This is a genomic window from Virgibacillus sp. LDC-1 (genome assembly GCF_030137545.1).
GTDB lineage: Bacteria > Bacillota > Bacilli > Bacillales > Amphibacillaceae > LDC-1.
The window spans coordinates 110,812-125,707 of the sequence record NZ_JARUVL010000003.1 but is presented as its reverse complement, the minus strand read 5'-3'; the positions used below and the strand labels follow the sequence as shown (position 1 = coordinate 125,707).

Here is a 14,896-nt window from a genome sequence, read left to right as displayed (position 1 = left end):
CATTCAATGAAGGAGGAGCGTACATGAACATTTATGTACTACTAAAAAAGACATTTGATACGGAAGAAAAAATTGCTGTGTCAAATGGACATATTGAAGAAGACGGTGCTGAATTCATTATCAATCCTTATGATGAATATGCAGTGGAAGAAGCAATTAAGCAACGTGATGAGCACGGTGGCGAGGTGACAGTCGTTACGATTGGTGATGAAGATTCTGAGAAACAACTACGTACTGCATTAGCGATGGGAGCAGACAAAGCGGTATTAATTAATACAGAAGATGATTTAGAGGAAGGCGATCAGTTTACAACAGCTAAAATTTTGGAGGCATTCTTTGATGGAAAAGATGCTGATTTGATTTTAGCAGGTAATGTTGCAATTGATGAGGCAAGTGGTCAGGTTGGCCCTAGGCTAGCAGAAAGATTAGGAATTCCTTACGTGACGACAATTACGAGCTTAACAATTGATGGTGAGAAGATATTCTTAGACAAGGATGTGGAGGGTGACGTAGAAAAGGTCGAAGCATCGTTACCGATACTCGTTACTTGTCAGCAAGGATTAAACGAGCCACGATATCCTTCCTTGCCTGGAATTATGAAAGCGAAGAAGAAGCCTTTAGAAGAGCTTGAAATTGATGATCTTGATTTAGATGAAGATGACTTAGCACCGAAAACAAAAACATTAGATATATTTTTACCAGCGGAAAAAGAAGCTGGTCGAGTATTAGAAGGTGACATAGGTGATCAAGTAAAAGAGCTTGTATCATTGCTTAAGAATGAAGCGAAAGTACTTTAACTACATGCTAGAAAGGAGAAATACCAATGAGTGAGAAAATTATTGTAATTGGAGAAGCAAGAGAAGGGATGCTACGAAATGTCACCTTTGAAGCAATAGCAGCCGCAAAACAAATGAATGCCAATGCAGAAGTTGTCGGTGTGATATGTGGTGCAAATGGATTAGACCAACAGGCACAGGAAATGATCTACCATGGAGCCGATCGTGTTATTACCGTGGAACATGAGAAATTAGATAAATATACATCTGATGGCTACGGCCAGGCTGTTTTAGCAGCTATTGAAAAAGAATCACCAAACGGAATTATCATGGGGCATACTGCAATCGGAAAGGATTTAACTCCCAAAATAGCTAGTAAGTTAGAAATTGGTTTGATCTCTGATGCAACTGCAATCGAGATGGATGGAGATAATCCCGTATTTACAAGACCGATTTATTCAGGAAAAGCGTTTGAAAAGAAAGTCGTAACAGGTGGTATCGTATTTGTTACGATCCGTCCAAATAACATACCTTCGCTTGATAAAGATGAATCTAGAACAGGATCCATTGAAGCAATAGATGTGGATATTACAGATCTTCGCACAGTAATTAAAGATGTTATTCGTAAAGCTTCCGAAGGTGTAGATTTATCAGAAGCGAATGTTATTATCGCTGGCGGGCGCGGTGTAAAAAGTGCGGATGGCTTTAAGCCATTATACGAGCTAGCAGAGGTTTTAGGCGGTGCAGTTGGCGCATCTCGTGGAGCCTGCGATGCCGACTATTGTGATTATTCCTTGCAAATTGGGCAAACTGGAAAGGTAGTAACACCAGATTTATATATTGCAGTTGGTATTTCTGGAGCTATTCAGCACTTAGCAGGAATGTCAAATTCAAAAGTAATTGTAGCGATTAATAAAGATCCAGAAGCAAATATATTTAATGTTGCTGATTATGGAATAGTCGGTGATTTGTTTGAGGTAGTACCAATGCTTACTGAGGAAATTAAGCAGCTTAAAGCATAGTGAATGGTCTCTCTATATTCCTTTTTCATAAATAGATGTGAAGGCTTTTGTTTCGTTTCTTTTTACTATTTTAGTTATGTATAAGCAAAGTGTTAGTATGGAATTCTTATTAATGATATACTCACTTTAATGGTTTTGCATTATAAGATTTAAGCTTAAATGAGGAGGATTATAGATGGCAATTGTTACTGCTACAGATCAAAGCTTTACTAAAGAAACTTCAGAAGGACTTGTATTGGTGGATTTTTGGGCACCTTGGTGTGGACCATGTAAAATGATCGCTCCAGTATTAGAAGAAATTGATGGAGAAATGAGCGATAAAGTTAAAATCGTAAAGCTTGATGTGGATGAAAATCAAGAAACAGCAGGAAAATTTGGAGTAATGAGTATTCCAACATTGTTGCTGTTCAAAGACGGCAATGTAGTTGACCAAGTAATTGGTTTCCAACCAAAAGAAGCTCTTGTTGATTTAATTAACAAGCACGCTTAATACGTCTTTATCAAAAAAGAAGAGATCCCTTGTTACAATTTGTAACAGGGGATTGTTTTTTTACAACGTGCGGATTATGATTTATGTATACTTTCGTTTCTTTCATTGAGAAGTGGAAGAGGAGTAAATATAGGAAGCATGTGTGATTAAAAGGAAGGAATAATAAATGAACCAAATCATAAAAGAAAAGCTATCCGTCCTACCAGCACAACCAGGATGTTATTTGATGAAAGATAAGCACGGTACCATTATTTATGTAGGAAAGTCGAAGTTATTAAAAAATCGAATTAGATCTTATTTCACTGGTGCACATGATCAAAAAACACAGCGTCTTGTTCAAGAGATTGTTGATTTTGAATATATTGTTACTTCATCTGAAATTGAAGCATTAATTTTAGAAATGAATTTGATTAAAAAATATGATCCCAAGTATAACGTGATGCTAAAGGATGATAAATCCTATCCATACTTAAAAATTACGTCTGAGAGACATCCAAGGCTGTTAATAACTCGAAAAGTAAAAAAAGATAAAGGGAAATATTTTGGCCCATACCCGAATGTTATTGCCGCTAGAGAAACAAAAAAGCTATTAGATCGTTTATATCCGCTAAGGAAATGCAATAATCCGCCTGGAAGGTACTGCTTATATTATCATATGAATCAATGCTTGGCTTGTAGTGATGATCCGCCTTCTAAAGATACGTATAAAGAAATCGTTCAAAGTATTTCTTCTTTTCTTCAAGGTGGTTATAAAGATATTAAATCGCGATTAAAAGAAAAGATGCTTGAAGCAAGTGAGCAACTAAACTTTGAACGCGCAAAGGAGCTTCGAGATCAAATACAGCATATCGAGGTTGTTATGGAACAACAAAAGATGATGTTAAATGATCTAGTCGATCGAGATGTGTTCGGTTTCAGTTATGATAAAGGATGGATGTGTGTACAGGTTTTCTTTGTACGCCAAGGAAAGCTAATTGAACGAGAAGTATCATTATTTCCTTTCTTTGATAGTCCAGAGGAAACGTTTGTTAGCTTTATTGGTCGTTTTTACCTGCATAAAAATCATTTGCAGCCAAAACAAATATTTGTTCCGATTGGTACAGATATTGATGTTCTTCAAGAGCTTCTAAGTGCAGATGTGCATATTCCTTTCCGTGGACGAAAAAAGGAGTTAGTTGAGCTTGCAATGGAAAATGCGAGAATTTCATTACATGAGAAGTTCTCATTAATTGAAAGAGATGAAGAACGAACGATTGCTGCAGTAGAAAAGCTTGGACAAGCATTGCATATTGAAACACCGCACCGGATTGAAGCCTTCGATAATTCCAACATTCAAGGGACAGACCCCGTCTCTGCCATGGTTGTTTTTATTGATGGAAAGCCGAACAAAAAAGAATATCGCAAGTTTAAGGTAAGAGATGTTCTCGGGCCAGATGATTATGAAACAATGCGCGAGGTCATTAGACGTCGTTATAGCCGGGTATTAAAGGAAGCTTTACCATTACCTGATTTAATAGTCGTAGATGGTGGAAAGGGGCAAATGAATGTAGCAAGAGATGTGTTGGAAAATGAGTTGGGCTTAGATATTCCATTATGTGGACTTGTCAAAGATGATAAACATAAAACAAGTGAATTGTTGTATGGCGAACCTCCAGAAGTAGTTTCTTTATCTAGACAATCACAGGAGTTTTATTTAGTGCAACGTGTTCAAGATGAAGTGCATCGTTTTGCCATTTCATTTCATCGACAGCTTCGAGGTAAAAGCTTGTTCCAGTCCGAATTAGATAATATTCCAGGTGTTGGTGAAAAGCGGAGAAGATTGCTGTTAACTCATTTTGGATCATTGGATGAGATTAAGCAAGCCGATATAGGAGATATTACAAAGCTTGGTATTCCAGCAAATATTGCAAAAGCAATTATTGAGGCTTTAAATAAATCGCATTAGAAGGTGTTAAGATAAATCGCTAGCATTTGTCTTAAATTATGAATAATCGCAACAGCGTTTAAAAAGGGGGAGCGCTTCTGCGGCATGGCCTCGGGCTAACACGAAAAGAAAATGTGCTTTTCCGTGCTAGCCCGAGGTTTGTACTGTTCCACTAGCGTCTCACCCATTTCAACAGCTAGAAAACACATTATGAAAAAAATCATATTTAAATCGAAAACTCAACGATATTATTCGATTTTTTCAATAAAGAATTCTGTGTCTAGTCCAGTTATTACACATCATTGCATAAGCGTCTTTTAATCTGTAAATACTACCTTAAATGCAACCTGATGAATTTTATAATTCACTTCTTCCATACATTCACATTCGATTCCTTTTACTGCTTGAATGGCTTCTGCTAAAAAGCCTGCTTCTAGACGAAACTCCGCTTGAATATCAGAAGTTAGTCTTCTTGCGACAGCATCTGACATCATATAGAAGACAAGTTCTTTTCGTTTCTCTTTTATCAGCTCTAATTTTCCCCAGCCGACTGTTTCAAAAAAGTATAAGATATCTCCAAAGGCTTGGAACTCAAAGTTTCTTGCAAGCGATTTCCCCATAAAATAAAGCAAGCTATCCTTTTCCTTTCCTAATAGTTCAGGAAGAGCAAGATATCGTAACACATCATAGCCGGCACCAGAAGTATGTAAATTGTCCAGTATGGATAAGGAATGTAGATTTTGTTTTTTCGTCATGAAGTTCATCCTTTCTAAAGAGGAAAAATATGCAGGCTACTTAATCGTAAAACCGCTTAATGATTAGCTCTATTATCCAACTATTTTAGCATTCATGCAATAGGCTTTTCTTTTCAAAATAGATTACGCGTTAGAAGGAGAATACTCCCATTAATTTGTGATTCGTTTCCTTGACGCTCCTATCAGATAGAAGTACAATAAATATGTCACAAAATGTACATTTTGTGACTGATACGGCAATAAATCTTTTTATTATTGCTCTAATATGTCATGCCATTAAAAACAACATCAAATCTGAGGGGGGTAACACATGGCGGAGCATCGTGAGTTTGTTTGGAGAAGATTACACTCACTATTAGGCGTAATTCCAATTGGGATCTTTTTGGTTCAGCACTTGGTGGTGAATCATTTTGCTGTGTATGGAGAAGAAAGTTTTAACGCAGCAGCGGGAGTTTTGGAAAGCCTTCCATTCCTTTTAGCGCTTGAAATCTTTGTTATTTATTTACCAATTTTGTTTCATGCAATTCTAGGGGTCTACATTGCTTTTACTGCGCGAAATAATACAGTGAAATACTCATTTTTTCGAAACTGGTTATTTTACCTACAACGAATAACAGGTGTTTTCACATTAATTTTTATTGCGTGGCATGTATGGGAAACGCGTGTGCAAATTGGGCTAGGAAATGAAGAACTAAGCTTTGGATTAATGGAGAACATTTTATCGAATCCAATCATGCTCTGGTTCTATATTGTAGGTGTGCTGGCTGCAGTTTTCCATTTTTCAAATGGCCTTTGGGGCTTCATGGTACATTGGGGCTTTGCACAATCACCAAAATCACAGAAAATTGTTACATATGTTACATTAGCGGTGTTTTTAGTTGTTAGTTTTATAGGTATTAGAGCGCTATTAGCATTTGTATAACACTGACATTGTTTAGATGAAAGCATTGACGAGAAGTTATTTAATAGAATAGAAGGGGTGAGCATTCAATGAGTAATCGTAAAGTTGCTGTAGTTGGCGGTGGTCTAGCTGGGCTCATGGCAACCATAAAAGCTGCTGAAGCTGGGGTAAGCGTCGACTTATTTTCCATTGTACCTGTAAAACGCTCTCACTCTGTTTGTGCCCAAGGCGGAATCAATGGTGCGGTTAATACGAAGGGAGAAGGAGATTCTCCATGGCTACATTTTGATGATACGATTTATGGTGGGGACTTTCTTGCTAATCAACCCCCTGTAAAAGCAATGTGTGAAGCTGCTCCCAAAATTATTAATCTCATGGATCGTATGGGAGTTATGTTTAACCGAACACCTGAGGGGTTATTAGATTTTCGTCGTTTTGGAGGTACACAAGTGCATAGAACGGCCTACGCTGGGGCTACAACTGGCCAACAGCTTTTATACGCACTTGATGAACAAGTGCGTCGGTATGAAGTAGAAGGATTAGTTACTAAATACGAGGGCTGGGAATTTATTGGTGCCATACTTGATGATGATGGTGTAGGAAAAGGAATTGTTGCCCAAAATCTTAAATCGCTTGAAATTAAAGCATTTCCATCGGATGCTACAATAATTGCAACTGGTGGACCAGGTATTATTTTTGGGAAGTCCACGAATTCGATCATTAATACCGGTTCAGCTGCAAGTATTCTATATCAACAAGGTGCAAGATATGCGAATGGCGAATTTATTCAAATTCATCCGACTGCCATTCCTGGTGATGATAAATTACGATTAATGAGTGAATCTGCTCGTGGAGAAGGCGGGCGCGTTTGGACATATAAGGATGGCGAACCGTGGTATTTCCTAGAAGAAAAGTATCCTGCTTATGGGAACCTTGTTCCTCGTGATATTGCAACACGTGAAATATTTGATGTGTGTGTAAATCAAAAGCTTGGTATTAATGGAGAAAACATGGTTTACTTGGATCTTTCACACAAGGACCCGAAAGAGCTCGATGTAAAGCTAGGCGGAATTATAGAAATTTATGAGAAGTTTGTTGGTGAAGATCCACGTAAGGTCCCAATGAAAATATTCCCTGCTGTCCATTATTCAATGGGTGGACTTTGGGTTGATTATGATCAAATGACCAGTATCCCTGGAATTTTTGCAGCAGGTGAATGTGATTATTCACAGCATGGTGCCAATCGACTTGGAGCAAACTCTTTATTGTCCGCTATTTACGGTGGAATGGTTGCTGGGCCGAAAGCAATTGAATATATTGATGGGCTTGCTGTTCATGTGGAAGATTTACCATCCAAACTGTTTGAAGACAAAGTAAAAGAAGAAGAAGCAAAGTTTGAAGCTTTAATGAAGATGGATGGAAATGAGAACGCATACCGTATTCATCAGGAATTAGGAGAATGGATGACAGATAATGTTACTGTAGTTCGTCATAATGACAAGCTCCTAAAGACAGATGAGAAGATTAAAGAGCTATTAGAACGTTGGAACAACATTAATATTAATGATACATCACGTTGGAGTAACCAAGGTGTTATGTTTACTCGTCAGCTACAAAGCATGCTAAATCTAGCTCGAGTGATTACGCTTGGTGCATATAACCGTAATGAAAGTCGTGGGGCACACTATAAGCCAGAGTTCCCTGAACGCAATGATGAAGAGTGGTTGAAAACGACGGTCGCAGCATATGATCCGGTAACAAAATCACCAGTATTTACTTATGAAGATGTTGATACGTCATTAATTGAACCACGTAAGCGTGATTACACGACGAAGCACTAATGAAGCGGAGGGAGTTAGTGAAATGGCTGAAAATCAAAAAACGGTTACTTTTATAATCACACGTCAAGACAGTCCGGATTCGGCTCCGTATAAGGAAACATTTCATGTTCCATATCGTAGAAACATGAATATTATATCCGGTTTGATGGAGATTCAAAAAAATCCGGTCAATGCCAAAGGGGAAAATGTAAGTCCTGTACAATGGGAAATGAATTGCTTGGAAGAAGTTTGTGGAGCGTGTTCGATGGTAATTAATGGTACAGCAAGACAATCTTGTTCTACCTTAGTTGATGAGCTTGAGCAACCGATTCATCTAGCACCAATGGATACGTTTCCAGTTGTACGTGATTTAGTGATAGATCGATCTCGTATGTTTGATGCATTAAAACGAATTAAAGCATGGATTCCAATTGATGGAACCTATGATCTTGGACCTGGACCGCGCATGCCTGAAAAGAAACGACAATGGGCGTATGAATTGTCTAAATGTATGACTTGTGGTGTGTGCTTAGAGTCTTGTCCAAACGTTAATGATAAATCCGACTTTATCGGACCGGCACTTTTATCGCTGCCGCGTTTATACAATGCGCATCCAACAGGTGCAATGAATAAGAGTGAACGTTTAAATGCGTTAATGGAAGATGGTGGAATTACCGGCTGTGGTAACTCGCAAAACTGTGTACAGGTTTGTCCGAAAGGAATTCCATTGACTACATCTATTGCAGCAATGAACAGAGCTACAAATATTCAAGCCTTTAAGAATTTCTTTGGTAGTGATAACGCACATTAATTTTTTTTACAACAAGACCCTTGCCTCTTAGATGGCGAGGGTTTTTTGATAATTCGTTAAAAGATATAAAGGGGAGGATACGCATGAAAGCATCCTATATAAACGACTTAGAAGCTTGGAAATCAGAATTTTCATTTTATATCCCGATTACTATTCGTTTTTCTGAGACAGATATGTTTGGGCATGTAAACAATGTATCGCCATTTATTTATTTTGAAGAGGCGCGAATTGCTTATATGAGATCATGCGGTTTATTCACGGATCTAAAAGGAAATGAAGGAATTCCAGTTGTCGCTGATTTACATTGTGATTATCATAAGCCGTTATATTTTGGAGATTCGGTTCAATTATTTGTTAAAACAGATGAAGTAGGGAATTCTTCTTTTGACTTGCATTATATGGCTTTGAATCAACACGGTGACATTTGTCTTACTGGTCGGGGAAGGTTGGTTTATGTAAATGCGACGACAGGACAACCCATTCCATTGGACGAGGAAAGTAAAGAAAAGTTATTAGGAGATTAAAGGAGTCGGAAAAGGGTTAAATTTATCCGCGCTATAAATGTCTACTATTTGTTGTTTTTGTCGTGTAATTTATATCGTATTGGGTATTACTATAATGAACCTTTATACGTATTATCATTGAAATATATATGATAAAAATCACAAGAAAAGGTGGATGATACTGAATGAGAGCAGCTGTTGTAAGTTCTGATAAAGACAAGCTTGTAGAAGTGAAGGATGTTACATTGCGCCCGTTGGAGCCTGGCGAAGCACTTGTAGATATTGAATTTTGTGGTGTTTGCCATACCGATCTGCATGTTGCACAAGGTGACTTTGGTGAAGTGCCAGGACGTATCCTTGGCCACGAAGGAGTAGGAATTGTAAAAGAAATCGCCGATGATGTAACGAGTTTAAAGGTAGGAGATCGTGTTAGTGTAGCCTGGTTTTTTGAAGGCTGCGGAGCATGTGAATACTGTGTGACAGGTCGCGAAACGTTTTGTCTATATTCAAAAAATGCAGGGTATAGCGTTGATGGAGCAATGGCAGAACAATGTATTGTCGCAGCAGACTATGCCGTTAAGGTGCCAGAAGGGTTAGACCCAGAACAGGCAACAAGTATTACGTGTGCTGGTGTTACAACTTATAAGGCAATTAAAGTATCCGATATTCGTCCAGGTGAGTGGATCGTAATATTTGGTGCAGGAGGACTTGGAAACTTAGCTATTCAATATGCAAAGCGTGTATTCAATGCTAAAGTAATTGCCGTTGATATTAATGATGATAAGCTACAGCTGGCGAAAGAAGTTGGCGCTGATTTAACATATAACGTAAAAACAGTTCCGAATGTTGATGAGGTGATTCAAAAAGAGGTGGGAGGAGCACATGCTGCTGTTGTAACAGCTGTGTCAAAGGCAGCTTTTAATCAAGCGGTTAACTCTGTACGTCCGACCTCCAAAGTGGTTAACGTTGGTTTACCTCCTGAAACAATGGATTTAGACATAATTAAGAGTGTTCTCAACGGGATTGAAGTAATTGGTTCTCTTGTTGGGACGAGAAAAGATTTAGAAGAAGCATTTATGTTTGGTGCAGAGGGGAAAGTTGTACCTGTTGTCCAATCCCGTAAGCTTGATGAAATTAACGACATTTTTCATGAGATGGAAAATGGTACGATCCAAGGGAGAATGGTTATTGATATGCGCTTGAAATAGTTGTGAAGATACACTTTTTACTCTTTTTTAACGAATAAAAATGAAGCGCAAGCTAATTGAAAAATCGTGAGAACAGTAAACAGAATGAAACGATGAGAAAACCGACTATCCATAAAGGTAGTCGGTTTCATAAAATAATCTAATGAAGCATTTCTTATAGATTTAGTTCTCTGAAGCAGATAAGCTCTAATACAGCTTATGAGCGCCTTTTCACACAAGTACCACTTAATTAATTTATCCATTAATTGAAACAACGCTAAAGGTATTATTTGAATATTCGAGTATAGAAATACTGGAATTTTTTATTTCTTGTTCAATATTTCCTTTTTTCGAAAACTCATTTATTATAGTTTTTATTACAACGCCGTGAGTGACAAGTAAAATATTTTCGTTGTTACAACATTGAGATACGATTTCATTTAATCCGATCTCAATTCTTTTCCAGAATTCCGGATAATTCTCTGCATGTGAAAACGGATCTATTTTTTTTATGAAATTCATTACCTCTTCTAGGCTATGATTTTTATACAATGCAGTTGTATTATTACAACCACTATGTTGGAGTACTTTTTTATAAAAATCGTCTATATATTCTCCTTCAAAGCTACCAAAGAATACTTCTCTTAAATTGTTATTTTTGTGTATGTTCCTATTTTTGTTGTTTCTATTTTGTTCAAGGATTAATTTTGCAGTCTCTACTGTTCTTTCTAAATCACTTGTATATATATAGTGAAAAGGAACATTTTTTAGTCTTTTACCAGTCTTTGTTACTATTCTTTTGCCGTTTTCTGTTAGAGGACTATCAGTCCACCCCTGTAGCTTATTATACTTGTTTAAATAGGTTTCTCCATGTCTAACTAAAAACAATTTGATTTTTTTATTCATATGACCACCGTTCATAATGTAGTAAAAAAAGCATACTATTCTTCACATAAAAGGCAAAATAATGCTAATAAATTATTATTTTAAATCAAGCTAAAAATCAAGCCACCCAAGTATTCAGTGGCTTGATTTTATAATTATTGTTGTACTTTAACTAAAATCTTTGCTTGGCTCTTGTCGCTATCTAATAGTTTAAGACCGTCCTCCACGATTTGGTCTAAAGTAATTTTTTTAGTAACAACTTTTTTTACGTCAAGAACACCTGAAGCGATTAAAGCGATTACTTCAGGAAATATACTTCTATAAGCTAATGTGGAAGTAATGTTAGCTTCTTTAAAAGTCAATTGTAAAATATCTACTTTTACAGGTTCCGGAATGATAGAGAGCACCATTATCTCTCCACCTTTTTTCACTGATGATAATGCGTTTCCTAGCGTAATTTCAACACCTGCAGCTTCATATGCAACATCAACACCACCGTTAGATAATTTTAAAATTGTTTCTACGGCGTTTTCCTCAGCAGGATTGATTGTATGTGTAGCTCCCACCTCTTGCGCTTTAAGTAATCGCTCAGGAGACATATCGACCGCAAAAATATCAGTTGCACCTGCAGCTTTAGCAGCCATGATTGTTAACAATCCTATTGGTCCTACACCAAATACAGCAACTTTATCCCCTACTTTTAACTTGCTTTGCTTCACCGCATGCAAAGCAACGGCAGTCGGCTCAACAAGTGCACCTTCTTCAAGGGATACTTTTTCAGGGAGCTTGTGGAGCATATTCGGCATTAATACAACATATTCAGCAAACCCTCCGTTTGCATTTAATCCGATAAATCCAACGGAATTACATTTGTTATAATGATTCTCTTTACAATATTCACATTCTCCACAATAAATAAGCGGTTCAATTGCTACACGGTCACCAACCACAAAATCGGAAACTCCTTCCCCGACTTCTGTAATGACACCTGCAAATTCGTGCCCCAATGTAAGAGGCGCCATTTCACCTGAAACAGGATGAGGCTCATTCTGTTGAACACCTGCACCATGGTAAGCATGTAAATCACTTCCGCAAATACCTGCCCATTCAACTTTAACTTTAACCTTTCCAGGCTCAACTACAGGTTCATGTGTACTTTCAACACGCACGTCATACTTTCCGTACCATACTGCTGCTTTCATTGTGTAACATCCCCTTAGATTATTTATTTTTATAGTATGATTACACTAGGAAAAAATATTGAGTATAATATACCTATATACCTATTATAATATTGAAATATAGTTTAATAAATTTACTTTTAGTTATATTAATATAAGTTTAACTTAATGAAAGAGGGTATACGGATGAATATAGAACAATTAGTGCATATTGTAGAAGTTGCAAAAATGAAATCAATATCAAAAGCTTCGGAAACTCTCCATATTACTCAATCAGGGATTAGTCAGTCTATTTCTTCTCTAGAAAACGAATTAAATATTAAAATATTCAGGAGATCCCGAATAGGTACAGTACCTACTGAAGTTGGGAAGGAAATTATCCTTAAGGCTAATGACGTATTAAATAAAGTTAGAGAACTTAGAGAAGAAGCAGAAGGTCAACCAAATATAGTTACTGGTGAACTGCGTTTGGCAGGAATGCCAGGAGTAACACCTACACTTGTTAAAATAGCTGCTCAATTAAAAAGAAAATACAGAAATATTACAGTAGAAATTATTGAAAAAGGTTCCTTTGAAATTATGGAAGGATTTTTAGAGAATAATTTAGATGCAGGCTTTATAGCAATGAGCGAGAAAATGATTCAACAGAGGGTAGAATTTACTTTCGAATCAGTTATCGAAGGGAAGATCGTTCTTTGTGTTGGACGAGATTCCCCTCTTTCTAAAAAAAAATCGCTTACACCGGAAGAACTCAAAAATCAAACTTTTGTTTTATATCAAGACGATTATATAAATTGGTTTATACGTGACTTTTCTAATATTTATGGTGAGATTGATGTGCTATTTTCTACGAATAATGGAGATGCCATTGTTACTGCTCTTACAGAAGACATGGCAGTGACAATTGGACACGATTATTCATTTGCTAATCATCCGCTTGTCTTATCAGGAGAGCTTATTACGATTGATATTGAAAATTTTTCAGATCATGTTGTTTACTTTGGCTGGATCACCCAAAGTAATAGATCATTATCTTCAATTACTAAAGAAGCAATAGATAGATTTAACCAAGAATTATTTATTAATTATTTATACTAATGAAAGTATATTCGCTGTAGTATATATCTTGGCATCATACTTGTTTATTACGCCCTTTAAACGGCACCTGCTTGAGATCTGAATTCGATATTGTACCAGGCTCATGCCACCTTGATTCGTTTGCTATTTAATTGGATCTTGCTTTTTAAAAATCGTGTGTAAGGTTCGATGTCAAGATGTCATTGTAGCATAATTGGTACAGAAGGTAAGGATGTTTTAGCAATCCAATCCCGTAAGCTTGATGAAATTAACGACATCTTTCAATGGTACGAACCAAGAAAGAATGGTTATTGATGTGCGTTTAAAATAGTTATAAAGATTATTTAAAACTGGGCATGAAAGCGTAGGCTAAATCTTAATGCTTGAACAGGTAAAATGATTTGAAAGTTTAATGAACAATAAAAACCGACTAACCATGAAGGTAGTCGGTTTCATTATACGATCCATTGGATCGTGTTTCGATTAGGAGAGAAGCTTGTTGAAGCAAATCTCCTATAGTCTTAGAGCTTTAGTTCTCCCATTCGGATAAGCTCTACTACAGCTTGTGAGCGCCCCTTTACACCCAACTTTTGCATAGCATTTGAAATGTGGTTTCGGACGGTTTTCTCAGATATAAACAATTCCTGGGCAATTTCCTTTGTCGTTTTGTCCTGAACTAAGAGTTCAAATACTTCTCTCTCACGTTTTGTTAGTAATTGCTTTGGCTTGTAGTCGTTGTCCTTCAAATGTTAACCCCTCCTTGCTGTCATAGAGCTGCAGTATGAAGGGAATTATCTAGTCAATAATAGCTTATGAATCAAGAGGGAATCGGTGCGCACAAATGCTTGGTGAAAGTCATTTTCTTATCATTACTAGTAGATTAAAAAAAGCTTGTCAGGAGTCACGTGTTCCTATGCTCTTGAATAAATTACTCACAAAATGATCGTTTAAAAAATCAATTAGAATAGGGTTTGATCAATGCTTTAGCATTTACATCGGGATTGAATGTAACTTTATAGAAGAAAAACAATTTTTTTGTCTAAATTTGTGATAAAATATGCCTGTAGAGAGACTATGGGAGGTAGTGTGTTGGAAAACAATTTATCTAACGATGTTATAGCGACACTTGAAAAGCGACTTCGTCATATATCAGGGCAAATTAAACAAAACGGACGGAAAATCTTAAATAATTATCCAATTACTTCTCCTCAATTCATTGCACTTCAATGGCTGGTGGAAGAAGGGGAGTTAACGATAGGAGAGTTATCCAATAAAATTGGATTAGCTTTTAGTACCACGACAGATTTAGTTGATCGTATGGAAAAGAATGAATTAGTTGTCCGATTAAAAGATTTGAATGACCGACGAATCGTTCGGATACAAGTTTTGGAAAAAGGAAATAGTATTATAAAAGAGGTTATTGCAAAGCGTCAGGAATTTTTAGGAGAAGTACTGGAAAGTTTTTCAGAAAAACAAACGGAGCAATTAGATGAGCTGCTTCAAATGCTACACGAAGAGATGAAACATATACAACAGAAATAAAACAGAAGAAGAGGCGATTTAA

The 14,896-nt window shown here is 36.8% G+C and carries 15 protein-coding genes; 11 read left to right on the top strand and 4 right to left on the bottom strand.

Annotation, left to right across the window (positions count from 1 at the left end; genetic code table 11):
• The first annotated feature begins 23 nt into the window (after positions 1-23).
• The 4 genes from QBK89_RS04220 to uvrC all read left to right on the top strand — a co-directional run bounded on the left by QBK89_RS04220 (position 24) and on the right by uvrC (position 4,233).
• Positions 24-797, top strand: a complete 774-nt coding sequence (locus QBK89_RS04220) for an electron transfer flavoprotein subunit beta/FixA family protein (RefSeq protein ID WP_284139773.1) — start codon at positions 24-26, stop codon at positions 795-797.
• A gap of 26 nt (positions 798-823) precedes the next feature.
• Entirely contained in the window at positions 824-1,798 is a 975-nt protein-coding gene (locus QBK89_RS04215; RefSeq protein ID WP_284139772.1) for an electron transfer flavoprotein subunit alpha/FixB family protein, read from the top strand.
• A 175-nt stretch (positions 1,799-1,973) separates the two neighbouring features.
• Positions 1,974-2,288 carry a thioredoxin gene (gene trxA / locus QBK89_RS04210; protein ID WP_284139771.1) on the top strand — a complete coding sequence of 105 codons (315 nt, stop codon included), beginning with the start codon at positions 1,974-1,976 and terminating at the stop codon, positions 2,286-2,288.
• Between the two features lie 166 nt (positions 2,289-2,454).
• Positions 2,455-4,233: an excinuclease ABC subunit UvrC gene (gene uvrC / locus QBK89_RS04205; protein ID WP_284139770.1), complete on the top strand. Its 1,779-nt coding sequence runs from the start codon at positions 2,455-2,457 to the stop codon at positions 4,231-4,233.
• A 296-nt stretch (positions 4,234-4,529) separates the two neighbouring features.
• On the opposite strand, the gene QBK89_RS04200 is transcribed toward uvrC, so the two are convergent.
• On the bottom strand, positions 4,530-4,967 hold the full coding sequence (locus QBK89_RS04200; protein ID WP_284139769.1) for a DUF2507 domain-containing protein: 438 nt from the start codon (positions 4,965-4,967) through the stop codon (positions 4,530-4,532).
• Positions 4,968-5,277: 310 nt separating this feature from the next.
• Between QBK89_RS04200 and QBK89_RS04195 the strand changes: the two genes are divergently transcribed.
• The 5 genes from QBK89_RS04195 to adhP all read left to right on the top strand — a co-directional run bounded on the left by QBK89_RS04195 (position 5,278) and on the right by adhP (position 10,210).
• Positions 5,278-5,889, top strand: a complete 612-nt coding sequence (locus QBK89_RS04195; RefSeq protein WP_284139768.1) for a succinate dehydrogenase cytochrome b558 subunit — start codon at positions 5,278-5,280, stop codon at positions 5,887-5,889.
• Positions 5,890-5,957: 68 nt separating this feature from the next.
• Positions 5,958-7,709, top strand: coding sequence for a succinate dehydrogenase flavoprotein subunit (gene sdhA, locus QBK89_RS04190; RefSeq protein WP_284139767.1), 1,752 nt, complete (start codon positions 5,958-5,960; stop codon positions 7,707-7,709).
• 22 nt (positions 7,710-7,731) lie between these two features.
• Complete coding sequence (gene sdhB / locus QBK89_RS04185; protein ID WP_284139766.1) at positions 7,732-8,499, top strand: succinate dehydrogenase iron-sulfur subunit; 768 nt, start codon at positions 7,732-7,734, stop codon at positions 8,497-8,499.
• 83 nt (positions 8,500-8,582) lie between these two features.
• On the top strand, positions 8,583-9,023 hold the full coding sequence (locus QBK89_RS04180) for an acyl-CoA thioesterase (RefSeq protein ID WP_284139765.1): 441 nt from the start codon (positions 8,583-8,585) through the stop codon (positions 9,021-9,023).
• 164 nt (positions 9,024-9,187) lie between these two features.
• On the top strand, positions 9,188-10,210 hold the full coding sequence (gene adhP / locus QBK89_RS04175) for an alcohol dehydrogenase AdhP (protein ID WP_284139764.1): 1,023 nt from the start codon (positions 9,188-9,190) through the stop codon (positions 10,208-10,210).
• A gap of 234 nt (positions 10,211-10,444) precedes the next feature.
• Here the strand turns inward: adhP and QBK89_RS04170 are convergent, their stop codons facing one another.
• Both QBK89_RS04170 and QBK89_RS04165 read right to left on the bottom strand, forming a co-directional pair.
• Positions 10,445-11,095, bottom strand: coding sequence for a histidine phosphatase family protein (locus tag QBK89_RS04170; RefSeq protein ID WP_284139763.1), 651 nt, complete (start codon positions 11,093-11,095; stop codon positions 10,445-10,447).
• A gap of 134 nt (positions 11,096-11,229) precedes the next feature.
• Positions 11,230-12,276, bottom strand: a complete 1,047-nt coding sequence (locus tag QBK89_RS04165) for a 2,3-butanediol dehydrogenase (RefSeq protein WP_284139762.1) — start codon at positions 12,274-12,276, stop codon at positions 11,230-11,232.
• Positions 12,277-12,441: 165 nt separating this feature from the next.
• Here QBK89_RS04165 and QBK89_RS04160 point away from each other — a divergent pair, with 165 nt between their 5' ends.
• Positions 12,442-13,353, top strand: a complete 912-nt coding sequence (locus QBK89_RS04160) for a LysR family transcriptional regulator (protein WP_284139761.1) — start codon at positions 12,442-12,444, stop codon at positions 13,351-13,353.
• A 500-nt stretch (positions 13,354-13,853) separates the two neighbouring features.
• Here QBK89_RS04160 and QBK89_RS04155 read toward each other — a convergent pair whose 3' ends face one another.
• A complete protein-coding gene (locus QBK89_RS04155) occupies positions 13,854-14,078 on the bottom strand; it encodes a helix-turn-helix domain-containing protein (protein WP_284139760.1) in 225 nt (74 codons plus the stop codon).
• A gap of 328 nt (positions 14,079-14,406) precedes the next feature.
• Between QBK89_RS04155 and QBK89_RS04150 the strand changes: the two genes are divergently transcribed.
• Positions 14,407-14,874: a MarR family winged helix-turn-helix transcriptional regulator gene (locus QBK89_RS04150; protein WP_443089749.1), complete on the top strand. Its 468-nt coding sequence runs from the start codon at positions 14,407-14,409 to the stop codon at positions 14,872-14,874.
• The last annotated feature ends 22 nt before the right edge of the window (positions 14,875-14,896 follow it).